Below are 18159 nucleotides of genomic sequence, written 5' to 3'. Positions count from 1 at the left end.
CCCCCGTGACCATCCTTGACCAGGAATCCGAGATTGCCCCCAGTGCGGCAGCACCCCACCTGGACCCACAGCTCTGGAACGTTGCCAACCGGCACCTCATTCGCAAAGCGCTCGCAGAGTTCTCCCATGAGCGGCTACTGACACCCCGGGAACACAGCGCGGGAAGCTATTCAGTCACCACCGACGACGGCTCCGTGGAGTACCGTTTCACCGCGGCTCGGCTCGAACTGGACCACTGGGCAGTGGATGCCCGCAGCATCAGCTGCCGCTCCGTTGTCGGAGACAGGGCCACGGGCGATGTCCCCGCAGAGGAGTTGCCCCTAGACGCACTGGATTTCATCACCGGATTCCACACCACCCTGGGCATCGCCCTGCAGATGCTGCCGGTCTATCTTGAGGAAATCAGCAGCACCCTCGCAAGCCACTGCTACAAGCAGTGGCTTGGGCAACCCTCCGCTGAGGAGCTTGCTGCAGGGATTACGCGCGGCGCCGATCCCGCCGTCGATTTCCAGCTCATCGAACGCAGCATGACAGAGGGCCACCCCTGTTTTGTCGCCAATAACGGCAGGCTGGGATTCGGGATCAACGACTACCTCAGTTTTTCCCCTGAAGCCGGCGCCCAGATCCAGCTGGAATGGATTGCCGTGCATCGGAACAAGGCGGTTTTCGCGTCCTCCGCAGGCCTGGACTATGCGGCGCACCTGGAGGAGGAACTCGGGGCGGCTGCCCTTTCCCGCTTCGATTCAGAGCTTCGCGTCCGCGCCCTGGATCCGGCCAACTACTTCTTCATGCCAGTCCACCCCTGGCAGTGGGAAAACAAGCTCACTGTGACCTTTGCCGCCGAAATCGCCCAGCACAACATTGTGCATTTGGGGATCGGGACTGACGGATACCAGGCGCAGCAGTCGATCCGGACCTTCTTCAACACCAGCTCGCCGCAAAAGCACTACGTCAAAACGGCCATGTCCGTCCTGAACATGGGCTTCATGCGAGGACTCTCAGCGCAGTACATGAAGGCCACGCCTGCCATCAATGACTGGCTGCAGGACCTGATCGAAAAGGATGCCGCGCTGCAGGCCTGCGGCCTGGCCATGATCAGCGAGGTCGCAGCAATCGGTTATCACAACGGTTACTACGAGGCCGCGTCGAAGAGCGGCTCCCCATACCGGAAAATGCTCGCGGCGCTCTGGCGCGAGAGCCCGCTGCAGCTTCTGGACAACGGCCAGCAGCTGGCCACCATGGCTTCCCTGCTCCACGTTGATTCAGACGGCGTTCCTTTGGCCTCGGCATTCATCGACAGGTCAGGGCTGGGAGCCAAGGAATGGATCCGCAGCTATTTCAGGGCCTATCTTGTTCCGCTGGTGCACTGCCTCTACAAGTACGAGCTGGCATTCATGCCGCACGGTGAGAACGTGATCCTTGTCCTGGACAACGGTGTGCCGGTGCGCGCCATCATGAAAGACATTGCCGAGGAAATTGTGGTGATGGGTGACCAGCTGGACCTGCCCAATGAGGTCTCGCGCATTAGTGCTGACATCCCGGCGGCCGAGATGGTCCTGGCCATCTTTACTGACGTTTTTGACTGTATTTTCCGCTTCCTGGCCGCCCTGCTGGTGGACGATGGCAAGCTTACCGAAGAGCAGTTCTGGGAAGCAGCAGCGGACATCATCCACGAGTACCAGGACACAAACCCGGACCTTGCCAGCCAGTTTGCCCGGCATGATCTCTTCGCTGAAGACTTCCAGCTTTCCTGCCTGAACCGGCTGCAGCTACGCAACAACCAGAACATGCTGGACCTGGATGATCCATCCGGTGGCCTCCAGATGGCTGGCCGGCTGGCCAATCCCCTGGCACGGTTTGCCCGGCAGTAGGCTGAACCCATGACCGTCAACAGTTCAGCAGCAACAGCCCTCGTGACCGGCGCCAGTGCAGGGCTCGGTGCGGAATTCTGCCGCCAGTTGGCGCAGCAGGGCTGGAACCTGGTCCTCGTGGCCCGCACCCAGGACAGGTTGGCGACACTTGCTGCCGAGTTGACCGCCTCCTTTGGCGTTACGGCTGAGGTACTCGCCGCTGACTTGACGGACGACGGCGGGCGGGCCGCCGTCGTCGAACGCCTCAGCGACCCGGCGCAGCCGGTGGGTTTCCTCATCAACAACGCGGGACTGGGCCTGCTGAACGACTTTGCCGACAACACGGTGGAGGACGAACGCAGGCACCTCGCGCTGCACGTGCAGGCCGCCATGGAACTGACCCACGCTGCGCTGCAGTCCATGCTGGAGCGCGGCTCCGGCCGGATCATCAATGTCTCCAGTGTGGCCGCATTCCTGCCGCGGGGCACGTACTCTGCGGCAAAGGCCTGGCTGCTGAGCTTCAGCCGGTGGGCAAACATTGCCTATGGTCGGAGCGGAATCCAGGTCACTGCCCTCTGCCCCGGATTTGTCCACACCGAATTTCACCAGCGCATGGGCATGGACAAAACCACCTCACCGCAGTGGATGTGGCTTGGTGCTGGCCAGGTGGTACGCGAGGCCCTGGCGGACAATGCCCACGGCCGGGCAGTGTCCGTGCCCTCGTGGCGCTACAAAGTGCTGGTGAACGTTGCCAAAGTCCTTCCCGCGCGGCTTGTTGCAGGACCGCCGCGGATCCCTGCGCCGTAAATCCGTACTCAGGAGGCTGCCGTGAGCTTTCCGTCGCGCATGTGCAGTGTTGCGTCCGTGAGGTCAAGGAACTCGGTGTCGTGGGTGACCAGGATGGTAGCCGCATTGAACTCGCGGGTCAGCTCACAAAGCATGGACATCACAGCTGCCGAGCGATCGTGGTCCAGCGCAGCGGTGGGCTCATCGACCAGGAGCAGCTGGGGATTCCCCACCAGGGCGCGTGCAATGTTGACCCGCTGCCGCTGACCGCCGGAGAGCTGATGGGGACGGCGGTGGCTTGCATCTGCCATTCCCACCGCAGCCAACAGGTCCAGTGACTCCCGCTGGAGCCCTTTGCGGGACCGCCCCTGCAGCATCCCGGTGAGGACCAGCTGCTCCAGTGCGGTCAGTGATCCCAGCAGATTGGGCTGCTGGAAGACGATCCCCGTGGTGCCGAGCCGCAGCTGGGTGCGTGCCCTGTCGTTCAGCGCAGTAGTTTCCACGCCGTTGATCGTGAGCGTTCCCGCCGTGGGCGCCAGCAGGGTCGCGGCGACAGCGAGGAGACTCGATTTGCCCGAGCCCGAAGGCCCCACCAGGGACGTGACTGTCCCGGCGTGGGCTGCCATGCTCACGTTATCGAGGGCCAAGAGCGTTTTGTCCTCGCCATCCGGGTATTCCAGGGTCACGTTGGAGAGAGACAGGACTGGTTCCAGCGATCCGCGGGATGTTTTGGGGCTGGCCGTCTGGTGCGCGGCGGAGTCGAGGGGTAGTGAAGTCTGCATGGGATGTCCTTCTGATGGTGGTGGATGCACCGGAACGTGCCTACTGGATGAACTGAAGAGCTAGGGGCCGGGGTGGCCTCGGTCCAGGCAGTGCGGTCAGCTGCCGCCGAGGGCGAGGAGCGGATCCACCGACGCTGCCCTGCGGACCGAAAGTGCGGAGGCCGCGATCCCCAGGACCACAACACCCAGGGCCGGTAGCAGGGTGGTGGCTGCGGAAACCTGGAAGGGAACTGCCTGGGCGGCGACGGCTCCCGCTGCAAGTGCTGCGCCGCCACCGGCCAGGGCGCCAACCAGGAGAACGATTCCTGCCTGTGCCAGGGCGTCGCGCAGGATATAGGAGCTGGATCCGCCGAGCGCTTTGAGGACGGCGATGTCCCGGGTCCGCTGTACTGTCCAGACTGTCAGGAACGCTGCGATGACCAGTGCGGAGATCGCGTAGAGAAAGCCCTGCATCATGGTCAGTGAACCGTTTTCGGACTGAAAGGATGCCAGGGCACTGACGCTTGCGTTTCGGGTGGAGCTGAGGGTTCCCGCTTTTTGGTCGACAGCCGCCGCAACGTCTGCTGCGGTTCCGGATGCTCCAGGTGAAACGTTGGCAGCGATCACTGTTGCCACGGAGCTCGACGGCGCATGGGCAACCTGCTGCCACTGGGCCAGGTCTACCCACACCACCGGCGTGTGGCTGTACCACTGGTCCTCGATGATGCCAGCAACCTGCACCGTGGTGCCGTTGATCTCGGCAGTCTTCCCCACGGACAGGCCCAGGGAGTCGGCAACACCTTGGCTGACCACTGCCGTGCCGGGTTCAAGACCGGCCGGAGCAAGAAAACCACCTGGGGCCGCGCCAAAAACTGCAATACTGGCGGTTCCGCCAGCTTCCAATCGTGCTTGGCTGATGCCCAGTCCCTCAGCGTCAGTGACGCCATCGGCCGCTTTCCAGGTGTTCAGCTGCCCCGCGCTGACCTGTGATTCCGGATAGGAAGCAGTGGCCGCGGTTCCGTCCGGAGCGCCAAAAGCAATGGTGGTGGCCGGGAGTTCGGTGATGGCGGATGTGGACTGGTGGGCCAGGCCAGCTGTCAGCCCGGACAGCATGACCAGGAGGAAGGTAATGAGGGCGACAACCGCTCCCATCAGGGCAAAGCGGCCCTTGGCGAATCGGATGTCGCGGAGTGCGAGATACATCGGGTGTCCATTCCTCAAAAATCGGTGGTTGGTGGTACCTCCACTCTTCCGGGATCGGGATTGGTGCGCATCGGGTTTTCGGGTGGTTGTGCGGCGTCGGATCGTTGATCAGGCAGTCAACCTATCGGTTGATTCGGCGTCACGGACCCCGTCGTAGACTGGCCTGATGCCAGCCCCAATGAGCCACGAGACCACGGCGGAATCTTCTTCGGGCCATGCCGTGCTCATGCTGATGAGGATTAGCCTGCACGTCGCATTCGCCACGCTCCTGATGGTGGGGCTGATCCGGATGTTCAGTGTCCAGGGAGCTTCGCCACGTAGCCTGGCGGCTGCCGCGCTTGCTGGTCTGTTGGCAGCGCTCTACCTGGCCGGAACTCTGGTTGAGAAGCGCAACGCGGCAGGCCACGGGGTGCTGGACGCGACGGATACCCCGGGGGAGCGGGGCAGACGAATCAGCCAGGTGGTCCGCGGAATCAAGCGCTATACGCTGGTGTGGCTCGGTGCTGTGACCCTCCTGTGGCTGCTACTCCTGCTCCTCAGCGCAGATTTTTCCTGGGTTGCTTTCCCCCTCTTCTTCCTGCACCTTCATGTGCTGCCCCGTCGTGCTGCTGTCGCCGTGGTTGTGCTTCTGACCGCGGCCGTGGTGCTCGCGCAGTGGGCGCAAGCAGCGGCGCTACAGCTGCCCATGGTCCTGGGGCCGAGTTTTGGCGCCGCATTCGCCGTCGTTATGGCCACCGTGTACCGCAGCCTGCTCGCCGAGGCCGCAGCGCAGCGCCGTGCCGTGGCCGAGCTCCGCCGCCTGCAGGAGGAGCTTCTGGCAGCCCAGCATGAGGCCGGTGTGTTGGCTGAACGTGAACGCCTGGCCCGCGATATCCACGACACCCTTGCCCAGGGCCTGTCCAGTATCGTGCTGATTTCCCGTGCTGCGGAGTCCTCCCTTGCGGCGGGCCAGCCGGACCTGACGCTGGAGCGCCTCCAGACGATTCAGGCCGCAGCGTCCGAGAACCTGGCCGAGGCGCGGTCCTTTGTCCGCGGAGTGCACGGTCCTGATCCGGCCGCCGGCGCGCTCGCCAGCCGGATCAGGCAGGTGTGCCTGGCCGTGCAGCGCAGCGCCGCTGCGGCCGGGACGCCCGTGGAGGTGAGGTTCCGGGCAGAAGGGGAGCCTGAGGTGCTTGCCGGTGAACTGCAGGAAGCATTGGTGCGGGCGGCCCAGTCCACGCTGGCGAACGTTTTCAAGCATTCAGGTGCGGCTACCGCGGTGGTGACCCTCGCGTTTATGGGCCCGGAGGTCAGCCTGGACGTGTACGACGACGGCCAAGGTTTCGACCCTTCGCGTGTGGCTGCAGCCCCGGAGCGGACTGACGGAACAGGATATGGACTGCCACAGCTTCGCGCACGGATCATTTCCCTCGGGGGCGGTATCAGCGTCGATTCCACACCTGGGGAGGGAACAGTTGTTGGTATCAGGCTGCCCGTAACCCCGGCCAGCCAACTCGATCTGGAGAGTACCCCCCATGTCTGACATCAGAATCCTCCTGGTGGATGACCACCCTGTGGTCCGGGCCGGGCTGCGTGCCATGCTGGCCGAGCTCGAGGACCTGGTGGTGGTGGGTGAGGCGTCCGACGGCGGTGCGACGCTGGCCGCCGTCGCCAGGGAATCCCAGGTGGGCCAGCCCATCGATGTGGTGCTCATGGATATCCAGATGGGAACAGGCATGGACGGGTTGACTGCCACGCGCGAGCTCCAGGCCATCCCTGGTGCGCCTCCGGTGATTATCCTGACCACCTTTGATACGGAGGCGGACATCCTTGCTGCGGTGGAGGCAGGTGCTAAAGGGTATCTTCTCAAGGATGCTCCGCCGCAGCAGATCAGGCAGGCCGTGCTGGATGCTGCTGCCGGACGGACAGCGCTGGCACCCGGCGTGGCTGCGCGATTGATGGAGCGGATCCAGAACCCAACCCCGGCCCTCAGCAGCAGGGAAATCCAGCTCACCGAGCTGCTGGCCAAGGGGCTCTCCAACGGAGCTATTGCGCGGGAGCTCTTCATCAGCGAGGCAACTGTCAAAACCCACCTGGTGCACATTTACGGCAAGCTCGGCGTGGATAACCGGACGGCGGCCATCGCTGCCAGCCGCGAACGGCGGATCATCCGGGGCTGACGGGCCAGCCGTTGGGGGAACGCACGCACCCGGTCGGATCCGCCGTCGTCGTTCTTTCCTGTTAATCACGGCAACCCCGCACCACAGTGGTTCCAGGGCCGCCGAAGCGGTGGAACCCGTGGCACGGGGCTGTGCGGGCGTCTGCGCCGGAGACGTCAGGCGTTCGTGGCTGCCTTGTCCGGATCCGCTTGCAGGTCGTCAAAAGGCAGGTCGGCCACAACAAAGTTGGGGTTTTCATCCTGCGTTGCCACCAACTCGCGGGCCTCCTCCGGGGTGTCCACGCTGGGCATTGATCCCGGAAGCGGCTTGTTTGCCGATTCCTTGAGGAAGAAGATGGCAATCGCACCAGCCGCCGAGGTCAGCATCAGGTAGTACGCCGGCATCATGTCATTGCCGGTACCTTCGATGAGAGCCGCAACGATGAACGGGGTGGTACCGCCGAAGATGGCCACGGCAAAGTTGTAGGAGATACCCATGGCGCTGTAACGGCTGGACGTCGGGAACTGTGCTGGCAGCGAGGATGCCAGGTTGGCCACGTAGAACGTTACGGGGAAGGCGATCAGGGCCAGGCCAAGGAGCGTGGACCAGATGGCTCCGACGCCAATCAACATGAACGCCGGGATCACCAGAATGATGGTACTGAAGGCGCCTACCCAGAGGACCGGGCGGCGACCAACCCGATCAGAGAGACGGCCCGTCAACGGAATGCATAGCGCCATGATGACCAGGACGGGGATCGTCAATGCAGTGCCATGCAGCTCGTCATAGCCCTTTTGTTCTGTGAGGTACGTAGGCATATAGGACGTCAGGGCGTAGCCGGCGGTGTTTGCTGCAGCCACCAGGACCATAGCGGTGATGATGGAGCGCCAGTATGACCGCACAGTAGCAATCGGGCCCTTGGCCGCTGTGGGGTCGCCGTCGGTGGCGTTTTTGTTGGATTCTTCGCGGGCGTCCAGTGTGGCCTGGAATTGCGGGGATTCCTCGATCTTGCTGCGGAAGTAGATGGCAATCAGGCCTAGCGGACCGGCCACCAGGAAGGGGATCCGCCAACCCCAGGCTTCCATGGTTTCCTGGCCCAGCGTCAGCTGCAAGACTGAAACCAGAGCAGCGCCCACGGCGAAGCCCATGTAGCTGCCAAGGTCCAGGAAGCTGGCAAAGAATCCGCGGCGCTTATCAGCGGCATATTCGCTAACAAATGTGGTGGCGCCAGCATATTCGCCGCCGGTGGAGAATCCTTGGACGATCTTGAGGAGTACCAGAAGCGCAGGTGCCCAGAGGCCGATCACGTTGTAATCAGGGAGTAGGCCCACCGCGAATGTGCTGGCCGCCATGATCATCAAGGTGGCGGCCAGGGTCTTCTGGCGGCCCACCTTGTCGCCCAACCAACCAAAGATCACGCCGCCCAGGGGGCGCGCAATGAACGTCGCAGCGAATGTTCCCAGCAGGAACAACTGCGCTGTCGACGGGTCCGATCCTGGGAGGAAGGGCGTTCCCAACGTGGTGATCAGGTAACCAAAAACGCCGACGTCATACCACTCCATGGTGTTACCCACGATGGTGCCGCCCATAGCCTTCTTCAGCATGGGCTGGTCTACAACATTGACGTCAGATTCCTTGAGCCTGCGGCGTGGCAACAGCTTGGGCTTGCGTGTTCCTTTGCCGGCACCTGTGCCAGCTCCGTGGGCGTTTTTCCCGCCTCCGGAAGAGGGGTTCATGCTTCTGTCTTCGGGCATTGATGTAGCTCCTGAGAAGGTGATTTGCTTGCGGCGGGCAACTACCGCGCTCTGGGCAGACCTAAAATTTTACGCCTTTTTGGTCAATTCTCCGATTCCGAGGCAGCGTTTTTGCTCGTTTTTCGGGTTATTCACCACTAAATACACACGCGTTTTCCTGCGGAAATTCCTTATGGTTACTGGGAAAGGGCGGCTAATTCTGCACCGTTGTGCGATCTTTGTCATTTAGTTCCCGAACTTCACCCTGGAAGGCCCTTTCCGATCGATTTTCAGGCGTCTACTGGTTCTAGGGGCGTCACCAAACATGCTCTCCTACATCAAATTCATGCAGACAAAAAGAGCCAGCAGACCTACCATTGGTGAACACTTCATTCATCGTGGAAGGAAGACTAATGACCGCCAGCAGCGCCGGAAAACAGGATGATTCAGGGTCGCTCGATCCAGAGGTTGGGCAGCATCTGCGCGCCAGCATGAAGGAAGCCCCGCCAGCAAGTATTTCCGAGGTGCTCCCGCCGCATTCCGAAAGCCAGCAATGGCCGGACGGCAGCGGCAAACACAAGCACCCGAAGGAGCGCTCCGCGGCGCACGGCCGGCAGGGCCACGAAGCTGCCGTCACGGCGGTTCACCGGACCCGACGCCCACCAATGCCGCACTCCTCCTAGTCCGGCACCCACCGACCCCACACCGTTCAGCAAGGCGCCTCCGCGTTCCCACTAGGGTTCGCGGATGACGTCTGACGGAGCCTTGTCCAAGCGCCATCCGCGCCATACGGGGTGCCGCAGCCGGCCAGTCGCGGTCCATTCGCCGAACCTCACTTCGCCCACCAGGGAGGCGCTCACCCAGTGGGCGTCCTTCATATCCTCGGCCGGAACTCCAGTCAGCGGCGGCGTTTTTCTGGCCAGGGCATCCAGCGTCTTCCGGAGTTCAGCCAGCTGCCGGTCCGTAAATCCGGATCCCACGCGCCCCACGTAACGGAGTTCTCCGTCCTCGGGAACACCCACCAGCAACGATCCCACCGTCGCGCTGCGGGCCCCGTTTCCCGGCCTCCAACCGCCAACCACTACCTCCTGTGTCCGCTCCACCTTGAGCTTGAGCCAAGTGTGAGTCCGTTGGCCGGTGACATAACGCGAGCCACGTCGCTTGGCAACAACACCCTCCAAGCCCAGCTCCCGGGCACTGTCCAGCAATTGCGCCACACCTTCGTCAAGAAGGGGTGAGACCTGTACCGGGAACTCCACCTCGGACATCAGCCTTTCCAATGCCAGGCGGCGCTGTTCCAGAGGCAGCGCGCGAAGGTCATGGCCGCCGTCGTACGGCAGGTCGAACAGCATTAACTGGAGCGGAATCTCCCGTTTCCCCCAGGTGATCTCAGCTGGCGCCGTAAGCTTCATCCGGCCCTGAAGCAAGCCAAAGTCGGGCGTGCCCCGGGCTCCCAGGGCAATGATCTCGCCGTCTGCAATAAACGCATGCTGGGGCCATAGCGCGGGGTCCGCAAACTCCGGATAGGTGGCAGAGACCTCGCGGCCGCTCCGGCTGAAAATGCGGACGCGTGACCCATCACTGTGGATCAGCGCCCGGACCCCGTCCCACTTCAGTTCGTACTGCCACAAGCTGCTGGCAAGATCAGCGACGCTTCCGGAGCCAGCCAGCATGGGCGCGAAATCGGCAAACTGCGTAGGCAACGGTGCAGAATTCCCCGAGAGGGGAGGGGCTGCAATGTCAGGTGCGGTGTCACTGTTTTCACCGGCGGTCCGTGCTGTGGGAAACCTGTGTGCATCCCCCTCCATCCGGTGGATCAGCCACTGCGGCTGCCCGCCGTCCTGCCCACCAGCTCCCGGACGTCGTGTCCGGATCAGCGCGAATTTGCTCCTCCCGCCCAGGCCGCCGTCGGGTGCGCCTGTCAGGGTAGCGATCACTTCGCGACCATTGACCCACTTGTGGGTTTCGTAGGTGCCGGAATCCCAGATGCGTACGGTTCCAGCGCCGTATTCACCGGGCGGGATGGTGCCAGCAAAACTGCCATAGGCCAGCGGATGGTCTTCGGTCTGGATTGCCAGGTGATTGGTACCGCTGGAGCCTGGAATGCCTTTGGGGATGGCCCAGGAGACGAGAACGCCGTCGTGCTCCAGCCGGAAGTCGTAGTGCAGGCTGCTGGCGTGATGCTCCTGGATCACGAACGTTGTCCCCGGTGGAGGGACAGTGGCAGTGGCCGGGTCGCCAAAGGGTTCTGGCGTCCTTGCCGGGTCCCGCATGGCTGTGTAGCTGTGCAGCGGGTCATCGCCTCCCTTGTGCGGCCCGCCATTCTGCTGACTCAACGGCACGACATTGACCAACGGATCAATCCCATCGGTGACCCGCTGCATCACCGTCAGGTAGTCCAGCTGGGCAAGCGCCGGGGCAGCGACCTCGTCCCAGGTTCGTGGCGCCGCGACGGTGGGTGTGGGCAGGCCCCGCAGCGAATAGGGCGCAATAGTTGTCTTCGCCGCACTGTTCTGGCTCCAATCAACCAGCACTTTGCCCGTGCGCAGTGAACGTTTCATCTCGCTGAGGGCCAGGTCTGGGTGATCCGCTTCCAGCGACCGCGCCAGTTCGTGGGCAAAGGCGGAGACCTGATCGGAATTTTGCGTGCCGTCCAGTGCCGCATACAGGTGGATTCCCTTGCTGCCGCTGGTCACAGGCACGGGATCCAGCCCAATGTCCAGCAGGATGTCGCGAGCCAGGAGGGCCACCTGCGCGCACTCGGCCAAACCCGCACCGGGACCGGGATCCAGGTCCAGGACCAGGCGATCGGGTGGTAACCGCAGCCCGCCGGAATCCACCCGCCACTGCGGTACGTGGATTTCCAGTGCAGCAACCTGCCCCAGCCAAGCGAGCGTTGCTGCGTCGTTGACAAGTGGATACTGGATCTCGCGCTCCTTGTGCGCAATGGCTACCCGTGACACCCAGCCGGGAGCGGAATCATCCAGGTTCTTCTGGAAAAACATCTCGCCTGGCGCATCCTCCGTCCCGACTCCGTGGACCCAACGCTTCCGGGTAGCCGGTCGGTTGAACGTCCCCGGGAGCAGCACGCCTGCTACCGCCGCGTAGTAGGCCATGACGTCGGCTTTGGTGGTGCCCGCAGCCGGATAGATGACCTTTTCGAGGTTGCTCACTATCAGTTCGCGGCCAGCTACCCGCACCCGGGCCCTATCCGCGGACATGGGGCTTCACCTGGCGGCATGTCTGATGTTCACTTGGGGAATGAGAGCAATCTGGAAGGGTGCCATCGCCTTCGGCCTGGTGAACGTGCCGGTAAAGGTCTACGGAGCCACTGAGGATCATGACATCAGTCTGCACCAGGTCCACAACGCCGACGCCGGACGTATCAGATACCAGCGTCGCTGCGAGGTCTGTAGCCAGATTGTTGACTACTCGGACATCGACAAGGCGTTCGAGGAGGACGGCCGAACAGTGGTCCTGGCCAAGGAGGAGCTCAAAGCAATTCCGGCGGAGAACAGCCACGAGATAGAGGTGGTCCAGTTTGTTCCGTCGGATCAGCTGGATCCCATGACTTTCGAGAAGAGTTACTTCCTGGAACCGGATTCCACGTCACCCAAAGCCTACGTGCTGTTGCGGCGCACCTTGGAAGACACGGACCTCGTGGCTGTGGTGCAGTTCGCCCTCCGGGAAAAGACCAGGCTTGGGGTGCTGCGGGTCAGGGGCAATGTCCTGGTTTTGCAGGCGCTGCTCTGGTCCGACGAGGTCCGGGAGGTCGACTTCCCGGCCCTTGCGGACACTGTCCGGGTTTCTGCCCAGGAACGTGAAATGTCAGCGGCGCTGGTCGAGTCCATGGCCGCTGACTTTGAACCGAGTGACTTTACGGACGATTACCAGATCCAGCTGCGGCAACTGATCGAGGCAAAACTGGACAAGGGTGAAGCCCTCGACACTGACGAGACCTTTGGGGTCACGGACAACGAGGCATCCACAGGCGAGGTGATCGACCTGATGGAAGCCCTCAAGAAGAGCCTGGACCGGAAGAGGGCAGCATCTGGCCGGACGCCCCCGGCAAAAACGACGGCCAAGCAAAGACCAGGAAAGAAAGCCGCAACCGATTCCAGCGGGGCGTTGGGCTAGGAATTGCGCAGTGCGGAGATGAGCTCGTCTTTTTTCTGTGACGAGTATCCGGTGAGTCCAATTTCCTTGGCGCGAACACGAAGTTCCACAACAGTCCAGTCCTCGTAATCGCCAGCCCTGCCGCCCTTTTTTCCCACAGCTGACCGGCCCTTCTTTGCTGCTGCGTTGGAAATTCGTGCTGCTTTCTGCTTCGAAGCACCATCATCGACCAACGCCTCGTACATCTCGGGATCCTTGATGCTCGGGTTGGAACTGGCATCCTTGGCTGGCATGGGTCCTCCACTGCGATCGGCATCAGGCGGCGGTTGCTGCCCGGGAAATGCTCACGCTAGATTGCGCCGTCGCCTAGCGCAAGGTTCCGGCAATGTGCGCATTGGTTTTATCCGGCTCCAACGTTTCACCGTGGCGCAGGATTGCTCCCAGCCCCAGCAGGGCGATACCCACGACGATTGGCCAGAACTCGACAGCGGTGCCGGCAAGTGCCGGCTCGATGCCCAACGGCCCGCCCGGGCTTGCCGCCTCGGGCGTCATTGATTCCGGTGGTCCGTTCCATCCTGTGATGCGGAGCGCCTGCTCGGATGCCACCGAGCCAGCTACTGTCATGAGGATCTGGAATCCTATGCCAACGACAATGAAGGCTCCACCAAGGCGGCGGACCATCCTGCTCAGCGCGGGCACAAAGATTGTCTGTCCGGGGTAGCGGAACAGTCCTCCCATACGGAAACCGACAAGGCCTGCCATGACAGCCAGTGCACCCTGCACCAGATGGGCCAAGGCCAAGAGCACCCGGACGTCCCAGCCGAGGTTTGCCAGGGTGACGTCTGCGGAAATCATGCCGCCGCCCACCACCTCGACGGGCGAGTCCCGAACAACCTCAACGCCGTCAGGCAGTTCTGGCCAGAAGGGCTTGAGGGGAATCGTTACGGGCACGTTTGTTCCTGGAACCAGGCATTGGGCCACCGTCGCGAGGGTGACCACGATTATCACTACGAGGTACAGGGCGCTGGCTACCCGAAGGACCTTGAAAGTGGTCGGGCGGCGCCAGGTGCCCAGTGATGGAGCAGGTCCTGCAGTCATTGTTTCCCCTAACAATGGATGGTTCCGTGCCCTCCGGAGCCTAGCAGGAGCCTAGGTTCAGCCGCCGCCCTGCGCCGATCTCGCGGGACAGGCGCCGTCTCGCGGGACAGGCACCGTTTCGCGGGAGCGCTCCCGCGACCCGGTGCCGCTCCCGCGACCTCGGGGATTAACGACGGCGGCCGGCCACCTGACGCTATGTCAGGGACCGGCCGCGCGTGCAACGCTGCAGAAGGATACTAGGCGTCGTGATCCGTTTCGAGGATGGCAACCAGGCGGTCCAGGGCCTCGTCAGCACCGGAACCCTCGGCGCGGAGCACCACAACATCGCCGTGTGAAGCTCCCAGACTCATGAGGGAAAGGATGCTGGCAGCATCCATGGCCTCATCCGCGGGCTCACCCTCGCTGGCAATGGTGATCTCGAGGTCATACTCGCCTGCCGCTTCCGCGAAGATGGCGGCCGGGCGGGCGTGCAGGCCTACACGGCTGGCAACTGTGGCTTTACGTTCGGACATTGTGTGCTCCTTTGTGATGGGCTGGCCTGGACTGGCTGCAGCGCCGTTTTCAGCGGTTGTGGACGGACCGTTAGACGGTCACCGGAACGGCTTCAACCGTAGCAGCCCGGTTCTTTACTGCCCAACGCTTCAGCGCCAGCAGTGACAGGGCAGTGACGACTGTTCCGACCACGATGGACAGGATGAACAGCCAGACGTTACCGATGGCGAAGAAGACGAAGATTCCTCCGTGCGGTGCCTGTGAGGTGACGCCGAATGCCATGGTCATAGCACCGGTGATGGCTCCTCCGAGCATGCTGGCGGGGATCACGCGCAGTGGGTCTGCAGCTGCAAACGGGATGGCACCTTCGGAGATGAAGGAGGCGCCCAGCAGCCATGCTGCCTTGCCGTTTTCGTGCTCGGCGGCAGTGAAGCGCTTCTTGTCCAGGGTGGTTGCCAGGGCCATTGCCAGCGGAGGAACCATGCCCGCAGCCATGACGGTTGCCATGATCTGCAGGGGAGCGGGGTTGTCGATGATGCTTCCGGCACCCAGCCCGGCGACAGCGAAGGAATAGGCCACCTTGTTGACGGGGCCACCAAGGTCGAAGCACATCATGAGGCCCAGGATGATGCCTAGGAAGACTGCCGAGGCGCCGGTCATGCCGGAGAGCCAGTCGTTCAGGGCAACAGTCAGTGCTGCGATCGGTCCGCCAAGGACCAGGAACATCAGGCCGGATGCAACAATCGAGGCAAGCAGCGGAATGATGACCACGGGCATCAGGCCACGCAGCCAACGCGGAACGCTCCAGGTACCAATCCAGTAGGCAATGACGCCTGCCAGCAGGCCACCGACGAGGCCGCCCAGGAAGCCTGCGCCCATGAAGCCGGCAACGGCACCTGCGGTGAAGCCAGGAGCAATACCGGGGCGGTCAGCAATGCCGTAGGCAATGTAGCCGGCAAGTGCCGGGACCAGGAAGCCAATGGACAGGGCGCCAATCTTGAAGAAGACCGCTCCGATGTACGCACCCAGCGGGCCCAGTGCACCATCAGGGAATTCAGTAGGCAGGTTGAAGAGGTTGTTGTCAGTGACAATCGCATCAGCAAAGTCCGTGATGAGGTAGCCACCGAGCAGGAAGCCGAGCGCAATGAGCAGGCCTCCACCGGCAACAAACGGAATCATGTAGCTGACGCCGGTGAGGAGCGCCTTCTTCAGCTTCTGGCCGATGTGCTCACCGCCGGCAGTGGAGGTGTCCTCGGCTGCGGAACCGGAGCCGGCTGCAACACGGCGGGCGTTCGGGTTCCCTACGGCGTCCAGGGCTTCCTGGACCATTTTGCCGGGCTCGTCAATCCCCCGCTTGACCGGAGCGGAGATCAGTGGCTTGCCTGCAAAGCGCTCCTTGCCACGAACGTCCACGTCCACAGCGAAGATCACTGCGTCCGCGGCGGCGATGACTGCAGGGTCAAGCGGCTTGGCCCCTGATGATCCCTGGGTCTCTACCTGGAGGTCAACTCCCATTTCCTTGGCTGCTGCAACCAGGGAATCGGCTGCCATGTAGGTGTGGGCGATGCCGGTGGGGCATGCTGTCACGGCAACAATGCGGCGGGGAGCTGCGCCACCAGTGGGGGCAGCGGCCGGTGCGGCGTGGGCGGCAGGCTTGTCAGCCAGGGCGCCGTCCACCAGTGCCACGATCTCCTCGCGGGAACCAGCAGACCGCAGCGAAGCCACGAAGTCCTTTTTGATCAGGGAGCGGGCCAGCTTGGAGAGCAGCTTGAGGTGCTCCTGGTCTGCGCCGTCCGGTGCTGCAATGAAGAAAATGAGGTCCGCAGGGCCGTCCTTGGCCCCGAAATCCACTGGGTGCGACAGCCGTGCCATGGCCAGTGTTGGCTCGTTGACTGCAGTAGAGCGGCAGTGCGGGATGGCGATCCCGCCGGGAATGCCTGTGGCAGTTTTCTGCTCGCGGGCAAAGGCGTCTGCGAACAGGCCCTCAACCTCGGATGCGCGGCCTGTGGCAGCAACTTTGCTGGCCAGGTGGCGGATCACATCCTCGGGCGAGGAGCCCAGGTTCTGGTCAAGCTCGACCAGGTCGGTAGTGATGAGCTGCGTCACTGTCAGTCCTTTCGAAGGGCCGTGATGGTTACGGCATCCGGGGTTGTTTGGGAAACTGCCGGCACAGTGGAACCCGGCAGGGAAGCAGCAGCGGCACCATGGGCCACTGCTTGACGAAGGCAGTCGGCGGGGGACTTTCCCAAGCCGTGGGCCAGCAGATAGCCAGCCAGGGATGAATCCCCCGCGCCGACAGTACTGACAGCGGTGACCGGCGGATGCGTGGCCAGCCACGCGCCGTCGGCCGTCACCAGCACAGCTCCTTTGGAGCCGAGCGTGGCAAGAACTGTTGCAACACCGGAGCCAACGACGGCGGCCGCGGCTCGCGCGGCGGCCTCCGGGTCTGCCTCGAGCTGCTCAGCCGTATAGGGGTGGCCGAAGCCAGCGGCCTCAGCCAGTTCCGCGAGTTCCTCGGCGTTGGGCTTGAGGAGGTCGGGAGTTCCGGCCGCGTCGCCCACGACGGCGGCGGCAAGGGGGCCACCGGAGGAGTCGACGGCAATCAGGGGAGCCCCGCTGGTGAGCTGGCGGAGCCGCCGGGTGACTGTGGTGTAGAAGTCTGCGGGGAAACCTGGCGGCAACGAACCGGCCAGAACTACCCAGGAAGCGCCTTCCGCGCGCTCCAGCAGGAGTGCGATGAGGGCTTCCTGCTGCGCGGCATCCAGGACGGGCCCGGGCTCGTTGATTTTGGTGGTGGTGCCGTCAGGTTCGGTGAGGGCCACGTTGGTGCGCAGTGGTTCGGCGATGGGGAGGGCCGCAAAGGGCACGTTGGCCTCGCTGAGGCCAGCCAGGACGGGATCGGTCTCGGCGCCCGGCAGCACGGCCAGCGTGTCCACGCCGGAGGTAACCAGGGCGCGGGAGACGTTGACGCCCTTGCCGCCGGATTCCTGCCGGACGGCAACGGCCCGTTGGACCTCGCCGCGTTCTAGGGCGGAGGGCAGGGACACCGTCCGGTCCAGGCTGGGGTTGGCAGTCAGTGTGATGATCATACGATCACCACGTCAACGCCGGCATCTGCCAGGGCGGCTGCGAGCTCGTGGCCCGGTTCACTGTCTGTGATCACTGTGTCCAGATCTTTCAGGGAGGCGAACTGGACCAGGGTTTCGGCATCCAGCTTGGAGGAGTCGACCAGCACCACAATGCTGCGGGCTGAGCGAACAAAGGCGGTTTTGACGGCGGCTTCTTCAGGGTCAGGGGTGCTGAGTCCAAAAGTGGCGTGCAGGCCGTTGGTGCCAATGAAGGCAACATCGGGGCGCAGCTGCTCCGCTGCCTGGACTGTGCTTTGGCCAACTGCGGCCTGGGTGATGCCGCGGACTCTCCCGCCCAGGGTGTGCAACGCGATCCCGGCGGTGCTGGAGAGTTTGGATGCTGCAGGAATGGAGTGTGTAATGACCACCAGTTCGGGGTCGACCGCCGTGATTCCGGCGGGTGGAGCGCTGCGGGCAATCAGGTCTGCGAGGGCTTCGGTGGTGGAGCCGGCATCGAGCAGGATGCTTCCACCGGAGGCTCGTGGAATGTAGCGCAGTGCTGCCTGGGCGATCCGGTTTTTTTCGGCCGTGAGCTTTACGGTGCGGTCCGGGACGCTTTCTTCAGTGGTACTGAACCGGTCCGCGCTGACTGCGCCGCCGTGAACCCGGCGGACTGTGCCTGCCGTTTCGAGGCTGGCGAGGTCCCTGCGGATGGTTTCGGTGGTAATGGAAAAGCGCTCAGCAAGGCCTGTCACACTGACGCGTCCGTTGCCGGCAACTAGCTCGGCAATCTTCTGCTGGCGCTCTTCGGCGAACACATACCCTCCATTGCGTAAAAGTCCCTCTTCCCGGTGATGGTCATCACAGGATGTGGAATTAATTGACTTTATCTAGGTTCATGTTGCTTTGTCAAC

16 protein-coding genes are annotated in these 18159 nt (G+C 63.1%); 6 read left to right on the top strand and 10 right to left on the bottom strand.

The features are described 5' to 3' along the window. Nucleotides 1-5: 5 nt before the first annotated feature. Nucleotides 6-1871 (top strand): IucA/IucC family protein, encoded by a 1866-nt coding sequence (locus QMG79_RS09160; protein ID WP_283538282.1) that lies wholly within the window; start codon nucleotides 6-8, stop codon nucleotides 1869-1871. Nucleotides 1872-1880: 9 nt separating this feature from the next. Beyond that, nucleotides 1881-2657, top strand: a complete 777-nt coding sequence (locus tag QMG79_RS09155; RefSeq protein WP_283538281.1) for an SDR family NAD(P)-dependent oxidoreductase — start codon at nucleotides 1881-1883, stop codon at nucleotides 2655-2657. Between the two features lie 8 nt (nucleotides 2658-2665). Here the strand turns inward: QMG79_RS09155 and QMG79_RS09150 are convergent, their stop codons facing one another. Next, complete coding sequence (locus tag QMG79_RS09150; protein WP_283538280.1) at nucleotides 2666-3418, bottom strand: ABC transporter ATP-binding protein; 753 nt, start codon at nucleotides 3416-3418, stop codon at nucleotides 2666-2668. Nucleotides 3419-3514: 96 nt separating this feature from the next. Next, on the bottom strand, nucleotides 3515-4600 hold the full coding sequence (locus tag QMG79_RS09145) for an ABC transporter permease (RefSeq protein ID WP_283538279.1): 1086 nt from the start codon (nucleotides 4598-4600) through the stop codon (nucleotides 3515-3517). A 166-nt stretch (nucleotides 4601-4766) separates the two neighbouring features. Here QMG79_RS09145 and QMG79_RS09140 point away from each other — a divergent pair, with 166 nt between their 5' ends. Beyond that, nucleotides 4767-6122, top strand: a complete 1356-nt coding sequence (locus tag QMG79_RS09140) for a sensor histidine kinase (protein WP_283538278.1) — start codon at nucleotides 4767-4769, stop codon at nucleotides 6120-6122. Next, nucleotides 6115-6759, top strand: coding sequence for a response regulator (locus QMG79_RS09135; RefSeq protein ID WP_283538277.1), 645 nt, complete (start codon nucleotides 6115-6117; stop codon nucleotides 6757-6759). Before QMG79_RS09140 ends, QMG79_RS09135 begins: the two co-directional genes overlap by 8 nt. A gap of 155 nt (nucleotides 6760-6914) precedes the next feature. On the opposite strand, the gene QMG79_RS09130 is transcribed toward QMG79_RS09135, so the two are convergent. Then, nucleotides 6915-8492, bottom strand: coding sequence for an MFS transporter (locus tag QMG79_RS09130; RefSeq protein ID WP_283538276.1), 1578 nt, complete (start codon nucleotides 8490-8492; stop codon nucleotides 6915-6917). A gap of 392 nt (nucleotides 8493-8884) precedes the next feature. On the opposite strand from QMG79_RS09130, the gene QMG79_RS09125 reads away from it, so the two are divergent. Next, nucleotides 8885-9154, top strand: coding sequence for a hypothetical protein (locus tag QMG79_RS09125; protein ID WP_283538275.1), 270 nt, complete (start codon nucleotides 8885-8887; stop codon nucleotides 9152-9154). A 51-nt stretch (nucleotides 9155-9205) separates the two neighbouring features. Here the strand turns inward: QMG79_RS09125 and QMG79_RS09120 are convergent, their stop codons facing one another. Beyond that, complete coding sequence (locus QMG79_RS09120; protein WP_283538274.1) at nucleotides 9206-11692, bottom strand: ATP-dependent DNA ligase; 2487 nt, start codon at nucleotides 11690-11692, stop codon at nucleotides 9206-9208. A gap of 40 nt (nucleotides 11693-11732) precedes the next feature. On the opposite strand from QMG79_RS09120, the gene ku reads away from it, so the two are divergent. Beyond that, a complete protein-coding gene (gene ku, locus QMG79_RS09115; RefSeq protein WP_283538273.1) occupies nucleotides 11733-12608 on the top strand; it encodes a non-homologous end joining protein Ku in 876 nt (291 codons plus the stop codon). On the opposite strand, the gene QMG79_RS09110 is transcribed toward ku, so the two are convergent. From QMG79_RS09110 to QMG79_RS09085, 6 genes are all read right to left on the bottom strand, one after another. Next, complete coding sequence (locus tag QMG79_RS09110) at nucleotides 12605-12880, bottom strand: DUF7218 family protein (RefSeq protein ID WP_283538272.1); 276 nt, start codon at nucleotides 12878-12880, stop codon at nucleotides 12605-12607. The two genes, ku and QMG79_RS09110, sit on opposite strands and share 4 nt — an antisense overlap. Before the next feature lie 73 nt (nucleotides 12881-12953). Continuing rightward, nucleotides 12954-13685, bottom strand: a complete 732-nt coding sequence (locus QMG79_RS09105) for a hypothetical protein (RefSeq protein WP_283538271.1) — start codon at nucleotides 13683-13685, stop codon at nucleotides 12954-12956. A 236-nt stretch (nucleotides 13686-13921) separates the two neighbouring features. Further along, nucleotides 13922-14197, bottom strand: coding sequence for an HPr family phosphocarrier protein (locus tag QMG79_RS09100; RefSeq protein ID WP_283538270.1), 276 nt, complete (start codon nucleotides 14195-14197; stop codon nucleotides 13922-13924). Between the two features lie 70 nt (nucleotides 14198-14267). After that, complete coding sequence (locus tag QMG79_RS09095) at nucleotides 14268-16283, bottom strand: PTS fructose transporter subunit IIABC (RefSeq protein WP_283538269.1); 2016 nt, start codon at nucleotides 16281-16283, stop codon at nucleotides 14268-14270. A 2-nt stretch (nucleotides 16284-16285) separates the two neighbouring features. Then, on the bottom strand, nucleotides 16286-17266 hold the full coding sequence (locus QMG79_RS09090; RefSeq protein ID WP_283538268.1) for a 1-phosphofructokinase family hexose kinase: 981 nt from the start codon (nucleotides 17264-17266) through the stop codon (nucleotides 16286-16288). Further along, on the bottom strand, nucleotides 17263-18063 hold the full coding sequence (locus QMG79_RS09085; RefSeq protein WP_283538267.1) for a DeoR/GlpR family DNA-binding transcription regulator: 801 nt from the start codon (nucleotides 18061-18063) through the stop codon (nucleotides 17263-17265). Before QMG79_RS09085 ends, QMG79_RS09090 begins: the two co-directional genes overlap by 4 nt. Nucleotides 18064-18159 lie beyond the last annotated feature (96 nt).

This window comes from Pseudarthrobacter sp. PS3-L1, assembly GCF_030063285.1.
Lineage (GTDB): Bacteria > Actinomycetota > Actinomycetes > Actinomycetales > Micrococcaceae > Arthrobacter.
This window is presented reverse-complemented; position numbering and strand designations above follow the sequence as displayed.

Excerpts from the sequence above, each read along its gene's own strand:
- QMG79_RS09100 (WP_283538270.1), bottom strand. The coding sequence starts at position 14,197 with ATGTCCGAACGTAAAGCCACAGTTGCCAGCCGTGTAGGCCTGCACGCC.
- QMG79_RS09120 (WP_283538274.1), bottom strand. The coding sequence starts at position 11,692 with ATGTCCGCGGATAGGGCCCGGGTGCGGGTAGCTGGCCGCGAACTGATA.
- QMG79_RS09145 (WP_283538279.1), bottom strand. The coding sequence starts at position 4,600 with ATGTATCTCGCACTCCGCGACATCCGATTCGCCAAGGGCCGCTTTGCC.
- QMG79_RS09155 (WP_283538281.1), top strand. The coding sequence starts at position 1,881 with ATGACCGTCAACAGTTCAGCAGCAACAGCCCTCGTGACCGGCGCCAGT.
- QMG79_RS09130 (WP_283538276.1), bottom strand. The coding sequence starts at position 8,492 with ATGCCCGAAGACAGAAGCATGAACCCCTCTTCCGGAGGCGGGAAAAAC.
- ku (WP_283538273.1), top strand. The coding sequence starts at position 11,733 with ATGAGAGCAATCTGGAAGGGTGCCATCGCCTTCGGCCTGGTGAACGTG.
- QMG79_RS09150 (WP_283538280.1), bottom strand. The coding sequence starts at position 3,418 with ATGCAGACTTCACTACCCCTCGACTCCGCCGCGCACCAGACGGCCAGC.
- QMG79_RS09140 (WP_283538278.1), top strand. The coding sequence starts at position 4,767 with ATGCCAGCCCCAATGAGCCACGAGACCACGGCGGAATCTTCTTCGGGC.
- QMG79_RS09135 (WP_283538277.1), top strand. The coding sequence starts at position 6,115 with ATGTCTGACATCAGAATCCTCCTGGTGGATGACCACCCTGTGGTCCGG.
- QMG79_RS09105 (WP_283538271.1), bottom strand. The coding sequence starts at position 13,685 with ATGACTGCAGGACCTGCTCCATCACTGGGCACCTGGCGCCGCCCGACC.
- QMG79_RS09090 (WP_283538268.1), bottom strand. The coding sequence starts at position 17,266 with ATGATCATCACACTGACTGCCAACCCCAGCCTGGACCGGACGGTGTCC.
- QMG79_RS09125 (WP_283538275.1), top strand. The coding sequence starts at position 8,885 with ATGACCGCCAGCAGCGCCGGAAAACAGGATGATTCAGGGTCGCTCGAT.
- QMG79_RS09110 (WP_283538272.1), bottom strand. The coding sequence starts at position 12,880 with ATGCCAGCCAAGGATGCCAGTTCCAACCCGAGCATCAAGGATCCCGAG.